We start from the raw sequence: 19,423 nt of genomic DNA on the forward strand, positions 1-19,423 counted from the left end.
AAGGAGCTGAAATCAATGAGCTGCGGAAAAACCCATGGCCGGCATGAGAACTGTGTATGCGATGCAGTGGAAAAGATTTTAGCAGAGCAGGAGGCAGTTGAAGAACAGTGTCCGACTGGCTGCTATACCAACCTTTTAAACCCTACGATTGCTGGAAAAGACACAATTCCGTTTCTCGTTTTTGATAAAAAAGGCGGATTGTTCTCCACATTCGGAAACGTGGGGGGATTTGTGGATGATATGCAATGCTTTGAATCCATTTTCTTCCGCGTTGAAAAATTATGCGATTGCTGTGCAACACTTTCTATTTTACGCCCGGTCGATGTCAAAGGCGATACCTTAAGTGTTTGCCACCCTTGCGACCCGGATTTCTTCGGGCTAGAAAAAACAGATTTTTGCATCGAAGTGGACCTCGGATGCTTCTGTGCGATTCAATGCCTGTCACCAGAGTTAGTTGACAGAACTTCGCCTCATAAAGATAAAAAGCATCATCACAATGGATAAACACTTGTAAAGAGGAATCCCCTTCCAAGCTCTATTACAGGTGCAAATTATTCAGCTGCTTCGAAAGTGAGGCAGCTGACTCTCCATCATTTCGCCAGTCTCAAAATTACAAGGCAGGAGGGATAATATGAGCCAGAAAACATCAAGCTGCGTGCGTGAAGCGGTAGAACAAATTGAAGATCTGCAAAACGCGGTTGAAGAGGATTGCCCGGTCGGCTGCCATTCCAAGCTTTTGTCTGTAAGCCATTCATTAGGCGATACAGTGCCTTTTGCAATATTTACATCAAAATCAAAGCCTTTAGTCGCCTTCGGTAATGTCGGCGAGCTGGATAACGGACCTTGCTTTAATACAGTATTTTTTAGAGTGGAAAAAGTTCATGGCAGCTGCGCGACACTATCCTTATTAATCGCTTTTGACGAACACAAACACATTTTGGACTTCACCGATAAAGACACGATTTGTGAAGTGTTCCGACTTGAAAAAACGCACTACTGCATTGAAGTGGATTTAGACTGCTTCTGCGCGATCAATTGCTTAAATCCCCGTTTAATCAATCGTACACATCATCATTCATGATAAGGCGGAAAAGCTTGCAGATTTGCAGGCTTTTCTCTATGTAAAAAAGCTGCCGGAACGATCTGCCGGGCAGCTTTTTGCTTTCATTAAAAACCTAACGGGTGCAGAGATGTGATATCATCGATCGCCAGCTCAGTCGGAGCGCCGTTTCCGGTCGTCCGAAGCAGAACGGAATCATTTCTTCTTCCGACAATCACGCCTCTGTACGTTTTCCCATTGGCTTCAATCAGACAAAGCGCTCTCGGCATGTTATGCGGCAGTTTTGTTAAAAAGTCGATTTTTTCATGGATGGACATCTTGCTCATCGGTTTTTTCACTTTTCTGGCCGGCGGTGTCTTTTCTTCAGCTTTAGCTGCATTATGCACAGCCTCCGGTTCCTTTTCAGGCTTACGGGCTTCAGGTGCAGGCTCTTCCTTTTTTTCCGCTTCCTGAGGTTGCTGTTTGGCGGTGTCTTCAATTGCCTGCGGCTCTTCTAACGGTTCCTGCTGCTTTTTCTGGTTCTCCGGCTCTCTCGCCTCTTGTTTTTGCTGACTCACTTGTTCCTCTGCCTGTTTTTTCTCTGTTTGCTGAGCATCTTTTGCCTGAATGTCTTCCCTCTCTTTTTCCTCTGTTTCAATTGCACCTTTTACCTGAATGTCTTCCCGCTCTTTTTCATGATAAACCGGCTGTTCCTCTGCTTTTGTCGGAGCCGGTTTGGCTTTTCTTTTAATGACGATCTCCTGCATGGACGAGCGTGTTTCCATATAATCCGGCTGAACAATATACATGAGCGGTTTTTTATCCGCGTTTCTTTTCTTATTAGACATCTTCATCCCTCCGATTCTGTCATATTCTATCTATATGACAGAATGCTGAAAATCAGAAGAAATAAAAAAGCAATCCCTATTTGGGACTGCTTGATGGTGAATCTGCTTAGCGGGCAGTGATATGGAAACCTGAATCAACATGAAGATTTTCACCTGTGATGCCTCGGGACATATCGCTAAATAAAAATGCTGCTGTATCTCCCACCTCTTCAGGTGTAGTCGTGCGGCGTAGCGGCGCACGCTCTTCAATGTCTTTTAAGATGGAGTTGAAGTCACTAATGCCTTTAGCAGACAATGTTCTGATCGGACCAGCAGAAATGCTGTTAACGCGGATATTTTCTTTTCCTAAGTCAGCAGCTAAGTACTTCACACTTGCGTCAAGAGAAGCTTTCGCTACACCCATCACGTTGTAGTTCGGCATAACGAGCTCTCCGCCAAGGTAAGTCAGCGTTACGATGCTTCCGCCTTCAGTCATCATCGGACGCGCCGCTTTTGCGACAGCGGTCAGTGAGTATGAGCTGATGTTGTGAGCTAGAAGGAAGCCCTCACGATTTGTGTTTAGGTATTCGCCGACAAGCTCTTCTTTGTTGGCAAACGCGATACAATGCGCAATACCGTGAATCACACCGACCTGCTCCTTAATGCTTGCGAAACAAGTTTCGATTTCCGCGTCGTTTGTCACGTCGCAAGGAAGGATAATGGAATCGTTCCGCTCCAAAGTTCCAGCGAGTTCATGAACAGATTTCTCCAGGCGTTCACCTGCATATGTGAAAATCAATCGTGCGCCCGCTTCATGTAAAGAGCGCGCAATTCCCCAAGCGATACTGCGTTTGTTGGCTACTCCCATAACAACAATGTTGCGGCCTTCAAGTGAAAAATTCATATGTATAAAGCCTCCTATATTTGTTAAAGACATAGTATTAGTACCTGATCTTAATACCTATCATATCATAACCTTGTCCAGATGAAAAGCGCATACCAAAGTCAAACATGAAAGAGACCACCATAAGCAGGTGGTCTCATCGGTTTATTTTTATACTGTTTCGTTTAAAAGCGAAATGATTTGTCGGTCCGTGGCCCGATCCGATGCCGAGCGTATTTTCCACAGCTTCGCGGACAAAGTTGGCAGCAACCTCGAATGCCTGATGGATGCTGTCTCCTTTAGCGGTTTGGGCTGTTAAAGCCGCAGCAAAGGTGCAGCCTGTGCCATGCGTATGCTTCGTATCGATATAAGGATGGCTGATTTGCATAAACATGTTTCCATCAAAAAGAAGGTCAGTAATGTGATTGTCCTCAGGCTGGTGCCCGCCTTTGATAATCACATGCTGCGCACCCATCTTCACCAGCTGTTCCGCAGCTTTCTTCCGGTCATCAAGCGAACGGATCGCCATACCCGTCAGCGCTTCTGCTTCCGGCACATTCGGCGTGATCGCATAGCTTCTTGGAATCAGCAGCTCCTTCAGCGTAGCGATTGATTCATCGCGAAGCAAGGACGCCCCGCCCTTCGCGATCATAACCGGATCAACGATCACCCGGCTTAATTCGTATTGATCAATTTTCCTTGCCACTTCTTCAATCATTCCCGCATTCCAAAGCATTCCTGTTTTTACGGCGTCCGGTCTCAAATCCTCCGCCACAGCGTCAATTTGCTCTCTCAATGCCTCTGCAGTCAGCGGGTACACGCCGTGGACGCCAAGTGTATTTTGAGCAGTTACCGCCGTAATGGCAGACATTCCGAATACATCAAGCTCCTGAAAGGTTTTAATATCTGCCTGTATCCCCGCGCCGCCGCCTGAGTCAGAGCCGGCGATCGTCAAGGCTTTATATATACTCATTACACTACACTCCTTTTATTACCCGATCCATTTATGATAGATGGATTTTGCCCTGGCAATATCATTTGTTCCGTGGATCAATGCTCTGCCGTCCCTAAACAGCACCATTTTCATGTCATCCGAGCGGCAGGAAATTAAATACGGATTCGCTGCTACTTCCAGCCCCGCCTGCCTCAGCTGCCCCGCCAACACGTCAAGATCTGCTTCTTTTGTGAAAGAGGATCTGATTTGCACCGTGTTTCTGCCGCACAATACTGCTGCTTTCGTTTGGTTTTCGTATGATAAAAACGGAAAATCCTTTGTGCCGCAGCTTGGACACGAGTCATCTTTAAGTCCCGCTGCTCCTACCTCTGACCGCTCATTGTTCCACAGGTCAAAGGAGCGCAGCACAGGCTCGCATTCCTCTCCCGTCAGCAGTTTCAGGGCGTCTGTCACCTGAAGGACAGCAACCTGCAGAACAGCCGGGCTGATAATGCCGGCTGTGTCGCATGTCGCACCGCCAATCGGAAGAGTATCGAGTAAACAATGAAGGCAGGGTGTTACTCCCGGCAATACAGTAAACGTGAGACCGTAGCTCCCCACACAAGCGCCGTAAAGAAACGGAATGCCTTCTTTCACCGCAGCATCGTTAACAATGAGCCGGGTTTCAAAATTATCGGCGGCATCTACAATGATTGATGCGCCGCGAATCAGCTCGGATACGTTTTCTGCTGTGACATCCATGACAAGTCCGGTCACATCCACATCACTGTTAATGGAACGAAGACGCTGCTCAGCTGCTGCTGCTTTCGGCAGTTCCTTTTTGACATCATTTTCTGTGTAAAGCTGCTGGCGCTGAAGATTGCTCCATTCGACGTAATCTCTATCGGCGATTTTCACCGATCCGACGCCCGCTCTCACCAGCATCTCTGCGCTGGCTGTTCCCAGTGCGCCGGCGCCGATGATCACAACGCGCGCCTCTCTCAGTTTCTTCTGGCCTTCGCGGCCGATTGGAGCAAACAGCTCCTGTCTGGAATACCTGTCCGTCATACAGGAAGACCTTCTCCCGGACTGCTTGCCGTCCCATATGACTTGGCTGGAATGCGGCCTGCTTCATAAGATAGACGGCCTGCTTCTACCGCGAGCTTCATGGCGCGCGCCATTTTCACCGGATCGTTCGCACCTGATACGGCCGTATTCAGCAGTACGCCGTCCGCTCCAAGCTCCATTGCATATGCCGCATCTTTTGGCGATCCGATTCCGGCATCCACGATGACCGGCACTTTCGCCTGTTCAATGATAAATGACAGATTCAGAGGATTTAAAATTCCCTGCCCCGATCCAATCGGAGAAGCCCCCGGCATAATGGCATGAACACCAAGCTCTTCAAGCTTTCTCGCCAGCACCACATCATCCGAGGTGTACGGCAGCACAATGAACCCTTCTTCAAGAAGCTGTTCAGACGCTTTTAACGTTTCCACAGGATCGGGCAGCAAGGAACGGCTGCATCCAATGACTTCGACTTTAATCATGTCACAGAGCCCGGATGCTTTCGCGAGCCGTGCAATTCGAACTGCTTCTTCCGCCGTGCTGGCGCCTGCTGTATTTGGCAGTAGCGTATATTTTGATAAATCAAGCTGCTCCAGAAAATTAGGCTGAGACGCTTCAAAGATATTCATTCTCCGCACAGCAAATGTTAAAATATCAGACTCTGAAACAGCCACCGCTTCCTTTTGAATGTCAAACGATGGATATTTTCCCGTGCCCAGCAGCAACCTTGATTGAAATTGTTTCCCGCCAATTGTTAGCATTCTCATCCGCCTCCTACAAAATGGACAATTTCGATGACATCACGATCACACAGCTCTACCTCGTGATATTGTTCTTTGCCGATAATTTCTTTATTTCTTTCAACGATCACGATTTTATTTTCAAGCTGATAAGACGCAAGCAAATCCTGAATCGTACCTGTGTCTCTACCCCACTCAACTTGTTTACCGTTCAGCTGAAGCATCATATCTGAACCGCCTCCTTGCGATCAATTCGAAAGGCGTGCAGCCAGTCTGCCTTGACCTCTTTATTCATAATGAGATCACCGATTAAAGCACCCGTTGCAGGAGCAAGCAGAATCCCGTTTCTGAAATGGCCCGCCGCAAATAAAATGCGGCTGTCCTCAGGGTGTCTGCCAATGTATGGTTTTCCGTCCTTTGTCCCCGGACGCAGTCCCGCCCAAAAACGATCAACCTTCATATTCTGAATCGCCGGCAGCATCGTTTTCGCTTTTTCCATAACCGACTGAAGTCCGCCAAGATCCGGCTTATCGCTCCAATCACCAGGCTTCATCGTCGCGCCGACAACCAGTCTGCCGCTTTTTCTCGGTACGATATAGCAATGATCATGATAAAGTGTTTTTGTCAGCGGAATATCATCATTCCAAACAGACAGGCACTCTCCTTTTACAGGAAAAAATGACTGGTTCAACCCGAGCTGTTTAAAAAACATCCCGCTCCAGACCCCGCTGGCAACCACGACATGGTCCGCATGCACGTCACCGGAACCCGTTTTGATCAAAATGGATTCACCGCCACGCGTCACATCGAGAACGGGAGTATGCTCAAAAATGTCCGTACCAAGCGCTTTAGCCGATTTAGCGTATGCCTTGCATACAAAATAAGGCTCAACATGAACATCGTCCTGAATAAAGCTCGCCCCGTAAATCTCACCGGCCGTATACGGCTCTTTTTCCAGCACTTCTTCTTTTGTATGCCAGCTGACAGAATCCAAATCGTCCATCCGTCTCAAGCGGGACACGTCTTCTTCGGAGAATGCAAGCTTAAACATACCGCCATCATGCCTTCTGATATCAATGCCGGATAATGCAAATAGCTCCTCTCCAAGACCCTGATACAAACGCTGACTGTGCATGGCGAAATCAAAAAACACATCCCGCTCCTCGCACTCAGCATGGGCGCCAAGCATCCCTGCCGCGGCGCTTGTTGTTCTGCTGCCGATTGTTCCGCTTTCAAGCAATGCGGTGTTTTTCTTTTCTTTTGCCAACTGATAAGCGATCGCAGAACCAATAATTCCGCCTCCAATGACAACTGCATCATAATGCCTTTTCATACTGAATCTCCTTTAGCTTGCGGGAATATCGTCTGGCAGCTTCCAAAGGATCATCGGAAGAAAAAATTCCGGACATGACAGCGATACCGTCTGAACCTGCTTGTTTCACTTCTCTTAATCTGGCAGGTGTCATTCCGCCAATTGCAATAACCGGAATCGAGATCCTCTGTTTGATTTCTGAAAGCAAAGACACGCCTCTGCCATCAAGGCCTTGTTTGCAATCCGTTTCAAACACATGGCCGAACAAAACATAATCAGCGTCTTCCTTTTCTGCCTGAAGCGCTTCCTCAAGTGAATGCACCGATCGCCCAATGTGCAGGTGAGGAAATCTCGCTCTTACTTGTTTCGGCGAAAAGCTGCTGCTCGGCAGCTGAACGCGATGAATATTTGAAAAAAGCGCAATATCAACCCGGCCATTCATCACCAGCTTTTGCTTATCAACACCGCCTTGAGAAATAAGCTCCAGCAGTTTCAAAATGTCAGCCGCCGATTTAGACCGTTCACGAATATGGATGAAATCAACCTCATCCTGAATGGCTATAATTGATCTCGCTAGATCTTCAACCGGCTTGCGGTCATCAGTTATGGCGTGCAGCTCCAAGCCCTTCCACCTCTTTTACGCCGCTGTCTGACCAGCCTTCTTTTCGATAAGCCATTCCCCAGAACTGATATTCATAATAGCTGGAAATAACAAAATTCTCTTTCATCTTGGCACGCACTTCCTCGGTGCTGTTTTCCGCCAGCTCATCCAAACGGTTAATTTGTTCTTCCACCTGCTGTCTGAACCAGTCACCGCCGTAGGTACAAATCCACTTCTGATAGATCGGATGCCCCGGATCACATGTCAGCAATTTCTCACCAACCTCATAATAAAGCCAATAGCACGGGAGAAGAGCTGCCAAGATTTCTGCAAAATTCCCGCTCAAAACCGAACGGTACATATGGGATGTATAGGAGTAAGCGGTAGGAGATGGCTTAAATGACTTCCGTTCTTCCTCACTGATTTCCAAAAGCTCCGTAAACTCGCGATGAAGCGCCATCTCCGCTTCATATGTACCTTGAGCATGGCTGGCCATGCGTCCTGTTGTATAAAGATCCGTTGCATAAGCGGCACCGAACGATTGCACCTTTGCAAAATGAGTTAAATAGTAAGAATCCTGAAGCACGTAATATTTAAAGCGGTCGATCGGGAGAGTTCCGTCACCGATCCCCTGAACAAATGGATGGACAAAGCTGCCTTCCCACCATTCTGCGGCTGCACTGCGGCATTCTTCTGAAAACTTCACACGTCATTCCCCCTGTCTGATAATAAAAAAACCACTTTCCCGCAAGGAAAAGTGGTTTGGAATTGGCATAGTTGTATAACACAAATACCGCTCCACTTCCCTACGCAGGTCTGAACCTGTTCAAGTTATGAGGGTCTAAAAGTCACACTTTTATCTCAGCCCTTATAAAGGACACCCCTAGTGGTTTTACGAATACATATTGAATTGTTCTGCACCTCTATATTAACACGAATCCTTATTTGGTCAAGATATTATCCTTCCAATGTTTTCTTAAGATCCGTTACGTACCCGCGTGATCCGGTGACAATTAAGCGGTCTCCGATTTTCAGCCTTGTATCGCCGTGAGGAACGATGCTGTCGACACCTCGGAAAATCCTGACAAAAATCACGTCGCCTGTTAAAGGGAATTCACGGAGAATCACGCCGTCGTATTTGCTGTTTTCCATATTAATTTGATACAGCGAGGACTCCTGGTTCGTGAGCAGTTTCATGACGCCAGGCGCTTCTATCAGCGCGCGAAGCAGCGTTTTGGTCGACAGCAAGATGGAAAAGATGCTGATGCCCTGCTCTTTCAATTTCGCTTCGTTCTCCGGTGATCCGGTGCTGGCAATGACTCTTTCTGTTCCTTTTTCTTTGGCGTATAATGCGATGTCTGTATTCATGTCTTCATCCCCTGTCGCCACTACAAGGATTTCTGTATCAAATATACCGAGTGATTCAAGGGTTTGATGCTCATAATCAGAAATCGTTTCGACGGAAAATACTGAGTCTGACAGCTTTTCCTCAGCGTTTTCTTGATAAACGTGCACGACACGCACTTTATACTCGCTCTCAGGCAATTCAAGTGTCACAGGCAGTGTCATTTGATTAGCGCCGATAAATGTGATCTTCTTTTTCTCCTCCGGCTGCTCCTGTTTTTTGTACAGCTTTTTAAAACCGACCGGCGTAAAAATACTTGCAATAACCGCCACCAGCGTAAGCGCTCCTGACATATTTGCGCTGATTACATGAAGCTGCTGGCCGATTGTCGCAGCGGCAATCACAAGAGAAAGCGTTGATGTCAGCAGGAAACCAGACGCCAATATTGTGCGGTTATCATACCATTTCTTCAAGTACAGGACAGGAAGAATTTTGCTTACTAACAGCGCCATAAGCAACAGCGGAATCATCACTAAAATTTTCGGGTCCTGAAAAAGTGTCCAAATATCCAATTTTACACCGACCATCACAAAGAAAATCGGTATTAAGAACCCGTAGCCGAAGGAATCAAGCTGCTGAACCAGTTCCTTGTTCGGCGAGAGCAGGGAAACAAGCACGCCCGCTAAGAAAGCGCCGAGAATATTTTCTGCCCCCAGTGATTCAGACAGAGCCACCAGTACGATAATTAAGGTGAAAATAGCACGAGTCCCGATCTGGATCGTCCCTTTTGACATGGATTGAACAAAAGAACGGTGTTTGAAGACCCGGCCGAAGAAGTAAAGCACTACTCCGGCTGCGAACAGGATCATCAAGAGCCACATGTTTCCGCTGTCCTCTCCGTATAGAGAAGAAAATACAGCAAGAAGAATCATAGTGACCAAGTCAGCAATCACAGCAACAAGCAGGATGATCTGCCCGATGTTTGAATCCATGATCCTTTCTTCCTTTAAGGTTGGAACAACAACACCTAACGAAATCGTAGAAATAATAAGCGTCATTAAGAAAGCATTTTGGATAAATCCGGCCAAGACGAACCCATAGGACAGCAGCAATGATAAAATAAAAATACCGATAAAAATAATGGATGCTGTGGCAAATGTATTGGGTGCTTCCTTGCCGTTTTGCAGAAACTGTTTTTTCTTTCCTCTCTCAAAGGATGAAAAATCAATTTCAAGCCCGCTTAAAAACATTAAAAAGATAAATCCCAGCATAGAGAGCGTCTGAAGCCAAGTATCACTCTCCACAACTAAATTAAGACCGCTTTTTCCTATAATCAATCCCATAATAATTTCAGCAACTACAACAGGGATGCTGAGTTTAAACCGATGCAAAAGGATGGGAGTTAAAAATGCAACGATAAGTACGACAACTAATGATGCGACAGATGTATGCGCCATAATCTGAACCTCCTTTTAAAAAAACATAACGCGATTTTAACAAGGGTGATGATGAAAAATAAAGTAATAAGGTCTCATTTTTTTTAGAAAATGATTCTTCTATAATTTGCACATAAAAGCTGGTGATGACTCACAGCAATTTGCTTCATAATAAATAAAATCATGAGTAAGGAGGATGCTGCATTGGCTTACTACGATATTATCAGCGATATTCATGGCTGCTACGATGAAATGACAGCCCTGATAGAAAAACTTGGATACACAATAAAAAATGGATTGCCTGTACATGATGAAGGCAGGATGCTTGTTTTTGCCGGGGATTTGACAGACCGAGGCCCTAAATCAATTGAAGTCATCCGCTTTGTAGCCGGCGCTTATGAACAAGGAGCAGTGCGTTATGTCCCGGGAAATCATTGCAATAAGCTGTACCGCTACTTAAAAGGAAATCCCGTTAAAGTGATGCACGGTCTTGAAACAACTGCGGCAGAGCTTAAAGCACTTTCTGAAGAAGAAAGAAGAAAAGTCAGCGAACAATTTATGAAGCTGTATGAAACTGCGCCGCTTTACGACATTTTACATAATGGGGAATTGGTTGTCGCCCATGCTGGCATAAAGGCTGACGATATCGGCAAAAACACAAGGAGAGTAAAGGACTTTGTACTTTACGGCGATGTGACGGGTGAAACGTATCCGGACGGCAGACCCGTCAGGAGGGATTGGGCCGCCGCCTATAACGGGAAAGCATGGGTTGTATACGGACACACACCTGTTAAAGAGCCCCGCATCATAAATCGCACCATTAACATTGATACAGGCTGTGTGTTTGGGAATGAACTGACGGCCTTGCGTTTTCCCGAACTGGAGACAGTCTCCGTTCCAAGCTCTATGCCCTATGACGAATCTAGATTTCGCCCCATATAAAAAAGGAGAGAATCGTTTTAATGATTCTCTCCTTTAACTAATTCTTGCATATCGTGCGGCAGAGCCGCATGAAACGTCATTTTCTCCTGCGTCAGCGGGTGGATAAACGACAGCTGCTCACTGTGCAGCGCCTGCCTGTCAATCTTTTGTCTCGTTCCGCCGTACAACGTATCGCCGCACAGCGGGTGTCCGAGATAGCTCATATGGACGCGAATCTGGTGGGTCCGCCCTGTCTCAAGCTGCAATGCCACCGAGGTTAAGTCATCTGTTATACGTGTGACACGAAAGTGAGTAACAGCCTTCTGACCGCCCGGTGTCACCATCCGTTCAATGATACTGTCAGGATGTCTGTCAATCGGGGCATCTATCTTTCCCTCTGTCTCTGTCATACGTCCATGCACAACCGCAACATATCTGCGTTTCACAAGGCCGTTTTTTTGCGCCGACGATAAAATGGAGTGGGCAAAGCGATGTTTGGCAATCAGCATGACACCAGACGTGTCCCGGTCTAGCCGGGTGACAAGATGCACCGTGGCCCGCACTCCGTTTTTTTGGTAGTGATGGATGATGCCATTTGCTATGCTTCCCGCCGGGTGCTCTCGCGACGGAATAGATGACACATACGGCTGTTTGTTTATCACAAGCACGTGTTCATCCTCATACAGAATATCGAGCAGAACTGGCTCGGCCAAAAGCGTCTCGCTCACCTGTTCCTCAGGAAACTTTACAACAAGAAGGTCTCCCTCTCTCAATACGTATTTAACAGTCACATGCTTACCGTTAATGAGAAGATCTCCTCCGCTAAACTTGATGTCGGTCAGCAGACGTTTAGAAATCCCCAGCTCGCCCGCATATTCCTTTAAGGTCATTCCGTCTTCAGCGGAAGTGATGTTCTTTTCAATAATAAATTGCTCCACGATACGTCCTCTTTCTACTCACCTTTTCCGATAAATGAATCCTGGACTCTTTTCCAAAACGGAAACGGACGGAATCTTGCAAATCTTACATTTTCGGATGCAACCTGGCAGCGGATGGACTTTACATCCTTATGAAGCAGGGTTAAATGGTCAATTGTTACTTGAAAGTCAACTTCGTTTCTCGGTTTAATCATGCAATCATGATGGGATGGGAGAAGGAGCGGTGATCCGACCGTCCGGAATACGCGGTTATTGATAGATGCCATTTCCGCCAGCTGAATCGCTCTGATGGATGGGTGGATAATTGCTCCGCCCAGCGCTTTATTATAGGCTGTGCTCCCGGAAGGCGTGGACAGGCAAAGGCCGTCGCCTCGGAACGTTTCAAAGAGCTGCCCTTTGATTTCCACATCCGCCACAAGGCTTCCTTCTATGCTTTTAATCGTACATTCATTTAACGCCAAATATCTTTCCTCTCGCTCATTTTCATGATAGGTCACTATCACTTCAAGGAGCGGATATTCCACAGTATGATACGGTGTTTTGGCAATTGCGAGCACGAGTTTTTCAATTTCATGAGGAACCCAGTCCGCATAAAACCCAAGATGACCCGTGTGAACGCCGACAAAAGCCGTTTTATCTAACCTGTCGCTGTATCTGTGAAAAGCGTATAAAAGCGTCCCGTCGCCCCCGACTGAAATGACGATTTCCGGTTCATTTTCATCCAGTTCCATGTCAAAATCCAATAAATACGCCTGTATTTTGCTTTTCAGCGTATCAGAAACATTATCTCCTTTTGACGATACGGCAAATTTCATGCTTTTTCTTCCCCTTTACCTATTGATGCTCGCTTCCTTTTTTCTTTCTAGAAAAGGCAGCTTGAGCTTCCTGTATTTCACCCTTGATCTCCGACATCTCTTCATCAAGCCGTGAAGCCGCTTCAGAAGCGCGCTGAAGCCTCAGTTTTACTTTTTCAGGAATGTTTCCGCTGTATTTATAATTTAATGAATGCTCAATGGTCGCCCAAAAATTCATCGCCAGCGTACGGATCTGTATTTCAACAAGAACATGTTTCTCTCCAGATATCGTCTGCAAAGGATACATTACGACAAGGTGATATGACCGATACCCGCTCTCTTTATGTTCTGCAATATAATCTCTCTGATCCACAACGGTGAAATCTTTTCGGGCAAACAGCATTTCCTTTACAAATTGGATGTCATCGACAAATTGGCACATGATCCTAAGGCCTGCGATATCCTGCATGGTTTCAATTTCATGTAACGGTATGCTTTTCCGTCTGGCTTTTTCGAGTATACTCGCCACAGGCTTGACGCGTCCTGTCACAAACTCAATCGGTGAATGGTCATCCTCATATTCATAAAGCGTGCGGATCCCCTTAAGCTTCACTTTTAATTCTTCAACAGCCTGGCGGTACGGCACTAAAAAACGCTCCCATTGCTTGTCATCCATCATACATCCCCCAATTCAGCACCAGTTTCTATAGAAATACGCGTTTCACTTTTTCTTCCATTTCTTCTCCGTAGTTCGCATTATCTTTAATATTTTCTAAAAGATACTCCAGCTCCTCATAGAGGCCTGACAGCTCAATGCTTTCCTTCCCTGCCTCTAAAACAATCGGTTTTCTTTGATCATGGGCCTGCTTCAGTTCAGGCCATATATGTTCCTTTATCATGACATATTCAAAAGAATCAGCTAATTCAAGTATGTATACAAAAGCAATGTTGTCAGAATCAACAAGCATTTGACCTGACGGCTTGCGCTCTGCTTCGATTCCTTCTGTCTCACAGGTAAGGCGAAGCTCATCATCCGATAGTGTTGCATTTAAGATTTCGATTCTGTTTTGCATAATGCTCTCCTTTATAAACAAAGTACAGATTCATTTTATCATATCAAGCTCGATATTGATAAACCTAACATCTAAAGAGATAATAGTAAAAATGAGATTTACAGAGCTGAAAGGAAGACAATCATGAGCCAAGAAATTGAAATTGAATTTAAAAATCTGCTGACAAAACATGAATTTGAAAACATAGCTGCAGCACTGCACTTGACAGAAAAAGAATTTACAAATCAAGAGAATCACTATTTTGATACAAACAGCTTCGCACTGAAACAAAAACATGCGGCGCTTCGAATACGCAAGAAAAATGGCGAGTATGTGCTGACGTTAAAAGAACCGGCTGAAGTTGGACTTCTGGAAACCCACCAGAAACTTTCCGGCGTATCCGACTTTACACGTTTCACGATTCCGAAAGGCCCTGTCGAGGACCAGCTGAAGAAGCTTCACATCGATACAGACGCCATTCATTATTTTGGATCTTTAGCAACAAATCGTGCAGAAAAAGAAACAGAAAAAGGTTTAATAGTTTTAGATCACAGCCGATATTTAAATAAAGAGGATTATGAAATCGAATTTGAGGCGGCTGACTGGCATGAAGGCAAACTGGCCTTTGAAAAGCTGCTTCAGCAATTCAGTATTCCTCTGCGCGAAACCAAAAATAAAATTCAGCGTTTTTATGAAGAAAAACGAAAGTCTATATAAGGTGGAATGACATAGTGAACGTAACGAATTGGGCGGCTCTCCTTCAGCTTCAGGCATTACAGTCTATATCAAATGCAAGCAGCACGGGCAGTCAGAGTGCCGAAAGCCCGCTTTCAAGCTTCAGCTCCTTGCTCAGCCAATATACAAATGGACTGTCCCAGCAAACAACAGCGTCAGCAGCATCTTCAAGCCCGCTCAGCCAGCTGAACAGCGTTTACGGGACATCGCCGTCACTGCTTTCAGCTTACGGGCTTAACTCCTATTCAAACGGCAATGTCGCCCAAATGACAAAAGCGAGTGAAAGCACTGAAACAGCTGCTGTTGATGTCTCCTCAAACAAACAAGAGGATAAAACCGTCAGCTCGGGTGACTTCTCAATCGACAGCGCTATAAAAAAAGCCTCTGACAAATACGGAGTCGATGAAAAATTAATCCGCGCTGTCATTAAACAGGAATCAGGCTTTAATGCAAAAGCCGTCAGCGGTGCAGGCGCAATGGGCTTAATGCAGCTGATGCCGTCAACAGCAACCTCACTTGGCGTTTCCAATCCGCTTAATCCGCAGCAAAACGTTGAGGGCGGAACGAAGTATTTAAAACAAATGCTGGATAAATATGATGGCAATGTATCCATGGCGTTAGCAGCTTATAACGCCGGACCGGGAAACGTTGATCGATACGGAGGCATTCCGCCCTTCAGAGAAACTCAAAACTATGTAAAAAAAATAACAGCAACCTATTACGCGTAACCGGAGCGGCTCTTGCCCTCCGGTTTTTTTGCGGAGTGAAATCTTACACATTCATGATTTGTATGTGATATGATATGAAATACAAACCCGGCTCTAAAGCCGAACCCTGTCTTCAAGCACATAAAAGGCAGTTTGTTTGTAGAAATGATGCCTTGTTGCTAAAATAAATCATAGATGAATTGAAATAAATACAGAAAATAACTTTTTGCAATAGGAATTATGATTCCTATTAGCCATATTTAAAGGAGTAGTCAACATGGGACAATCGTTTAACGCACCTTATGAAGCGATTGGAGAAGAACTTCTATCGCAACTTGTTGATACTTTTTATGAGCGTGTCGCGTCTCATCCTTTGCTTAAGCCCATATTTCCGAGCGATTTAACAGAAACGGCCAGGAAACAGAAGCAATTTTTGACACAGTATTTAGGCGGGCCTCCCCTTTATACTGAGGAACACGGCCATCCCATGCTCAGGGCAAGACATCTTCCCTTTCCAATTACAAACGAGAGGGCCGATGCGTGGCTCAGCTGTATGAAAGACGCAATGGACCATGTAGGACTAGAGGGCGATATTCGTGAATTTTTGTTTGGCCGGCTGGAGTTGACAGCAAGGCATATGGTGAATCAAACGGAAGCGGAGGATCGATCATATTGACAAACTATCAGCATGAGCAATACTTCGCCCATTGCCACGGCCATCCAAAAAAACCGCTGGAAATCTACATGTTTGTTGACCCTTTATGTCCCGAATGCTGGTCCTTAGAGCCTGTCATAAAAAAAATGAAAATCAGATACGGACGTTTTTTCACCTTACGCATCATCGCATCCGCAAGCCTTACAGCGTTAAATAAGAAACGCAAAAAGCACCTTCTGGCAGAAGCCTGGGAAAAGATCGCTAGCCGCTCCGGTATGCCGTGTGACGGCAGTGTATGGTTTGAGCAAGATCAGCCGCTCTCTTCTCCATATATGGCCGCTCTCGCATTTAAGGCAGCCGAACTTCAAGGAAGAAGAGCCGGTATGCAATTTCTTCGGAATATGCAAGAGAGTCTGTTCGTTTCGAAGAAGAATATTACGGATGAAAACGTGCTTTTGGAAATAGCGTCAAAAACAAGCCTAGATCTCGAGGAATTTCAAAAAGACCTTCACTCCCAAAGCGCGGTAAAGGCGCTTCAATGTGACATGAAAATCGCGGCTGAGATGGATGTTACAGCCACACCGACGCTGACGTTTTTTAATACGCAGCATGAAGACGAAGGACTTAAAGTCCCCGGCAGCTATTCATATCATGTATATGAAGAAATCTTATTTGAGATGCTTGGCGACGAGCCGAAGCCGTCAGAAACACCGCCTCTTGAATGTTTTATTGAATATTTCCGTTTCGTTGCCTCTAAGGAAATCGCTCTTGTATATGATTTGAGTCTTGAAGAGGTAGAAAAGGAAATGAAAAAATTGGCGTTTGCTAAAAAGGTTGCCAAAGTAGAGGCCAAGCACGGAATGTTTTGGCAGTCCCTCACAAGCAGTTCTGATGAATACCAATCATGTGAAAAATAGCCGCAGGCGTGTATATGCTTGAGGCTGTTTTTTTGCGCAAAAATCAAACATATGTTCTGTTCAAAGCACTAAAGAAACCGCGCCGGGATAAGCGCGGTTTCATATGTCTTAACGACAACAAAGGGGATGGGAGAAATTTTTCACGGTCAAACAAAGGGGTAATGTTTGTTTGTGATCAATTTCACATCCTTATCATATCAAAAGTTGTCGACTGTTGACAACCATTAAGCTTAATGTTCATATTTTTGTCACAAAACATAACTGACAGATTTCATTCATATGCTTGTAAGGAACAAGGACGAGGAGGATCGCCATGATGTTTAATGTGATCTCAATTGTGTGCATTGTTGTTTTTTTCTGTTTAAATTTATTAGCTATGATGCATATGCTGCCTCTTTACATTACATCCCCTCTGCTGTTTCTCTCTATTCTGTTTACCTTGTACCGCCTGAACCATCGGAAAACCTTTAAAGGATTTTAAAAAGCCTGTGCATCATTTATGCACAGGCAATTTTTTTAAGACTGCTTTACTTTTAACAGCAGTTCTTCCATCTCATCAAGTTTTTCCTCAAACATTTTGCACGCAGCTTCAATCGGTTCTGGAGACGTCATATCAACGCCCGCTTTTTTCAGGATGTCGATCGGATATTGTGAGCTGCCCGCTTTCAGGAAGTCAATATAACGGTCAACAGCAGGCTTGCCTTCCTTCAAAATTTGGCTGCTTAACGCCTGGGCCGCACTGTACCCTGTCGCATACTGATATACATAGTAGTTGTAATAGAAATGAGGAATCCTTGACCATTCAAGTCCGATTTCTTTATCAATCACCATGTCGTTTCCGAAATACTTTTTATTCAGATCATAATATACATTGGTCAGGAGCTCAGGTGTCAGCGGCTCTCCTTCTTGCGCTTTTATATGGATAAGATGTTCAAATTCTGCAAACATCGTTTGTCTGAAGACGGTTCCTCTAAAGCCCTCAAGCATATGGTTGAGAATATATAAACGCTGTTTTTCGTCCTCTAAATTGTTCAGCAAATATTCACCAAGCAGCGCTTCATTTGTCGTGGAGGCAACTTCCGCGACAAAGATGCTGTAATTGCCGTAAGGATATGGCTGGTGTTTTCTCGTATAGTAGCTGTGAACAGAGTGGCCGAACTCATGGACCAGCGTAAAGAGATTATTGACGTTATCATGCCAGTTCATTAAAATATACGGATTTGTGCCGTATGTTCCAGAAGAGTAAGCGCCGTTGCGTTTCCCTTTATTTTCATAAACATCAACCCAGCGGTTTTCAAGCCCCTCTTTTAAGATAGAGCGGTATTCTTCTCCTAAAGGTGCAAGCCCCTTTAGCATATAATCTTTAGCTTGTTCGTACGTAACCTTCATCCCCGCATCCTTCACAAGCGGTGTATACAGATCATAGATATGCACTTCATCCAGCTCAAGCACTTTCTTTCTCAGTGCAATATAACGATGCAGCAGCGGAAGATGCTTGTTAATCGTTTTGACGAGATTGTCGTATACCTCTTCAGGGATACTGTTGTTAGAAAGCGCAGCTTCTCGTGCTGATTTGTACTTTTTCATTCTTGCGTAGAAGTTGTCTTTTTTCACAGTCCCGCTCAAGGTAGTCGCCATTGTGTTTTTATATTGGCCGTATGTTTTATATACAGCGTCGAACGCATTTTTGCGGACTTCGCGGTTTTCGCTTTCTAAGAAATTAATAAAATTGCCGTGAGTGATCTGTTTTTCATTTCCCTCTTCATCTTTAATAGATGGGAATGTAATATCGGCATTATTTAACACGCTGAACGTATTTGACGACGAAGACAGCACCTCAGAAGCTTCAGCCAGCAGCGCTTCTTCCTTCTCGCTCAGCACGTGCGGGCGTTCCTTTGTGATTTCTTCAATCGCGTGTGAGTAAAGCTTCAGCTCTTCTTTTTCAAGAATAAACTGCTGCAGTTTGTCTTCCTCTATGGATAAAATCTCCGGAACAAGATAGGCTGTTGCGCTTGCGGCCTGTGTATACAGATTTCCAGCCTTATCATTAAGCCCCTGATAAAAGGAGTTCCCGGTATCTTGGTCTGAGCGCATATGCGCGTATGTGTAAAGTTTGCCCAAACGCTCCATCACCTTATCTTGGTAAGTAAGGGCTTCGTATAAATGATCAGCTGAATCAGCCAGCTTGCCTTTATACTTAGATAAATCCGGTATTAATTCTTTGACAGCTTGAAATTCTTTATTCCAGGCCTCATCACTAGGAAAAATATCCTCTAGTCTCCATGTGTCCTCTACCTTTACCTCGCTTCGGTCAGGCAGTTGATTAGCTTTTTTTGCCTCAGCCATGGTGATCCCCCTCGTTTTCTTTAATTCAAGCCAATTGAAAAAACGGTTGTTTCTCAATAAACTTGTGTTGTGAATATCTTCCGGTTTTTCACTGCCATTTGTCAAATCATATGCAGTTATGAAGAGAACGAATGCCAAAAAAGCAGTAAAAACACGAAAAACCTTTCCTTTTG

23 protein-coding genes and 1 riboswitch are annotated in these 19,423 nt (G+C 45.2%); of the genes, 8 read left to right on the forward strand and 15 right to left on the reverse strand.

Annotated elements, in window-relative coordinates; translation table 11 throughout:
• Positions 1-15 precede the first annotated feature (15 nt).
• Both cotY and cotZ read left to right on the forward strand, forming a co-directional pair.
• Positions 16-504, forward strand: a complete 489-nt coding sequence (gene cotY, locus H7F27_RS14590) for a spore coat protein CotY (protein WP_003239243.1) — start codon at positions 16-18, stop codon at positions 502-504.
• A gap of 127 nt (positions 505-631) precedes the next feature.
• On the forward strand, positions 632-1,081 hold the full coding sequence (gene cotZ, locus H7F27_RS14595; protein ID WP_185848071.1) for a spore coat protein CotZ: 450 nt from the start codon (positions 632-634) through the stop codon (positions 1,079-1,081).
• A gap of 86 nt (positions 1,082-1,167) precedes the next feature.
• Here the strand turns inward: cotZ and cotO are convergent, their stop codons facing one another.
• From cotO to H7F27_RS14645, 10 genes are all read right to left on the reverse strand, one after another.
• Positions 1,168-1,893 carry a spore coat protein CotO gene (gene cotO / locus H7F27_RS14600; protein ID WP_081638279.1) on the reverse strand — a complete coding sequence of 242 codons (726 nt, stop codon included), beginning with the start codon at positions 1,891-1,893 and terminating at the stop codon, positions 1,168-1,170.
• Positions 1,894-1,993: 100 nt separating this feature from the next.
• Entirely contained in the window at positions 1,994-2,770 is a 777-nt protein-coding gene (gene fabI / locus H7F27_RS14605; RefSeq protein WP_024120941.1) for an enoyl-ACP reductase FabI, read from the reverse strand.
• 136 nt (positions 2,771-2,906) lie between these two features.
• Positions 2,907-3,722, reverse strand: a complete 816-nt coding sequence (thiD, locus tag H7F27_RS14610; protein ID WP_185848072.1) for a bifunctional hydroxymethylpyrimidine kinase/phosphomethylpyrimidine kinase — start codon at positions 3,720-3,722, stop codon at positions 2,907-2,909.
• An 18-nt stretch (positions 3,723-3,740) separates the two neighbouring features.
• On the reverse strand, positions 3,741-4,751 hold the full coding sequence (thiF, locus tag H7F27_RS14615) for a thiazole biosynthesis adenylyltransferase ThiF (RefSeq protein WP_185848073.1): 1,011 nt from the start codon (positions 4,749-4,751) through the stop codon (positions 3,741-3,743).
• Complete coding sequence (thiG, locus tag H7F27_RS14620; protein ID WP_185848074.1) at positions 4,748-5,518, reverse strand: thiazole synthase; 771 nt, start codon at positions 5,516-5,518, stop codon at positions 4,748-4,750. The genes thiF and thiG overlap by 4 nt, the downstream gene beginning before the upstream one ends.
• Positions 5,515-5,715 (reverse strand): sulfur carrier protein ThiS, encoded by a 201-nt coding sequence (gene thiS, locus H7F27_RS14625; protein ID WP_185848946.1) that lies wholly within the window; start codon positions 5,713-5,715, stop codon positions 5,515-5,517. The genes thiG and thiS overlap by 4 nt, the downstream gene beginning before the upstream one ends.
• Positions 5,715-6,824, reverse strand: a complete 1,110-nt coding sequence (gene thiO / locus H7F27_RS14630; RefSeq protein ID WP_024120936.1) for a glycine oxidase ThiO — start codon at positions 6,822-6,824, stop codon at positions 5,715-5,717. The genes thiS and thiO overlap by 1 nt, the downstream gene beginning before the upstream one ends.
• Positions 6,808-7,425 (reverse strand): thiazole tautomerase TenI, encoded by a 618-nt coding sequence (gene tenI, locus H7F27_RS14635; protein WP_185848075.1) that lies wholly within the window; start codon positions 7,423-7,425, stop codon positions 6,808-6,810. The genes thiO and tenI overlap by 17 nt, the downstream gene beginning before the upstream one ends.
• Complete coding sequence (gene tenA / locus H7F27_RS14640) at positions 7,403-8,110, reverse strand: thiaminase II (RefSeq protein WP_185848076.1); 708 nt, start codon at positions 8,108-8,110, stop codon at positions 7,403-7,405. The genes tenI and tenA overlap by 23 nt, the downstream gene beginning before the upstream one ends.
• 80 nt (positions 8,111-8,190) lie before the next feature.
• Positions 8,191-8,299: riboswitch (TPP riboswitch) on the reverse strand.
• 62 nt (positions 8,300-8,361) lie between these two features.
• Positions 8,362-10,206: a monovalent cation:proton antiporter family protein gene (locus H7F27_RS14645; RefSeq protein WP_024120933.1), complete on the reverse strand. Its 1,845-nt coding sequence runs from the start codon at positions 10,204-10,206 to the stop codon at positions 8,362-8,364.
• Between the two features lie 162 nt (positions 10,207-10,368).
• Between H7F27_RS14645 and prpE the strand changes: the two genes are divergently transcribed.
• A complete protein-coding gene (prpE, locus tag H7F27_RS14650; protein ID WP_101860803.1) occupies positions 10,369-11,127 on the forward strand; it encodes a bis(5'-nucleosyl)-tetraphosphatase PrpE in 759 nt (252 codons plus the stop codon).
• A 17-nt stretch (positions 11,128-11,144) separates the two neighbouring features.
• Here prpE and H7F27_RS14655 read toward each other — a convergent pair whose 3' ends face one another.
• The 4 genes from H7F27_RS14655 to H7F27_RS14670 are packed head-to-tail and all read right to left on the reverse strand — an operon-like array spanning position 11,145 to position 13,911.
• Positions 11,145-12,044 carry an RluA family pseudouridine synthase gene (locus H7F27_RS14655; protein WP_185848077.1) on the reverse strand — a complete coding sequence of 300 codons (900 nt, stop codon included), beginning with the start codon at positions 12,042-12,044 and terminating at the stop codon, positions 11,145-11,147.
• Between the two features lie 14 nt (positions 12,045-12,058).
• A complete protein-coding gene (locus tag H7F27_RS14660; RefSeq protein WP_010333761.1) occupies positions 12,059-12,859 on the reverse strand; it encodes an NAD kinase in 801 nt (266 codons plus the stop codon).
• A 19-nt stretch (positions 12,860-12,878) separates the two neighbouring features.
• Entirely contained in the window at positions 12,879-13,514 is a 636-nt protein-coding gene (gene yjbM / locus H7F27_RS14665; RefSeq protein ID WP_024120930.1) for a GTP diphosphokinase, read from the reverse strand.
• 28 nt (positions 13,515-13,542) lie between these two features.
• Complete coding sequence (locus H7F27_RS14670; protein WP_095713617.1) at positions 13,543-13,911, reverse strand: UPF0738 family protein; 369 nt, start codon at positions 13,909-13,911, stop codon at positions 13,543-13,545.
• Between the two features lie 123 nt (positions 13,912-14,034).
• Here H7F27_RS14670 and H7F27_RS14675 point away from each other — a divergent pair, with 123 nt between their 5' ends.
• The 5 genes from H7F27_RS14675 to H7F27_RS14695 all read left to right on the forward strand — a co-directional run bounded on the left by H7F27_RS14675 (position 14,035) and on the right by H7F27_RS14695 (position 17,385).
• Positions 14,035-14,607, forward strand: coding sequence for a CYTH domain-containing protein (locus H7F27_RS14675; RefSeq protein WP_024120928.1), 573 nt, complete (start codon positions 14,035-14,037; stop codon positions 14,605-14,607).
• 14 nt (positions 14,608-14,621) lie between these two features.
• Positions 14,622-15,353, forward strand: coding sequence for a bifunctional muramidase/murein lytic transglycosylase (locus H7F27_RS14680; RefSeq protein WP_255238335.1), 732 nt, complete (start codon positions 14,622-14,624; stop codon positions 15,351-15,353).
• A gap of 256 nt (positions 15,354-15,609) precedes the next feature.
• On the forward strand, positions 15,610-16,008 hold the full coding sequence (locus H7F27_RS14685) for a globin domain-containing protein (RefSeq protein ID WP_010333756.1): 399 nt from the start codon (positions 15,610-15,612) through the stop codon (positions 16,006-16,008).
• Positions 16,005-16,904 (forward strand): protease adaptor protein SpxH, encoded by a 900-nt coding sequence (gene spxH, locus H7F27_RS14690; protein WP_024120926.1) that lies wholly within the window; start codon positions 16,005-16,007, stop codon positions 16,902-16,904. Before H7F27_RS14685 ends, spxH begins: the two co-directional genes overlap by 4 nt.
• Before the next feature lie 313 nt (positions 16,905-17,217).
• A complete protein-coding gene (locus tag H7F27_RS14695) occupies positions 17,218-17,385 on the forward strand; it encodes a hypothetical protein (protein WP_024120925.1) in 168 nt (55 codons plus the stop codon).
• A gap of 35 nt (positions 17,386-17,420) precedes the next feature.
• Here the strand turns inward: H7F27_RS14695 and pepF are convergent, their stop codons facing one another.
• Positions 17,421-19,250 carry an oligoendopeptidase F gene (gene pepF, locus H7F27_RS14700; protein ID WP_185848078.1) on the reverse strand — a complete coding sequence of 610 codons (1,830 nt, stop codon included), beginning with the start codon at positions 19,248-19,250 and terminating at the stop codon, positions 17,421-17,423.
• Between the last annotated feature and the right edge of the window lie 173 nt (positions 19,251-19,423).

This window comes from Bacillus sp. PAMC26543 (assembly GCF_014250375.1).
In the GTDB taxonomy this organism is placed as follows: Bacteria; Bacillota; Bacilli; order Bacillales; family Bacillaceae; genus Bacillus; species Bacillus halotolerans.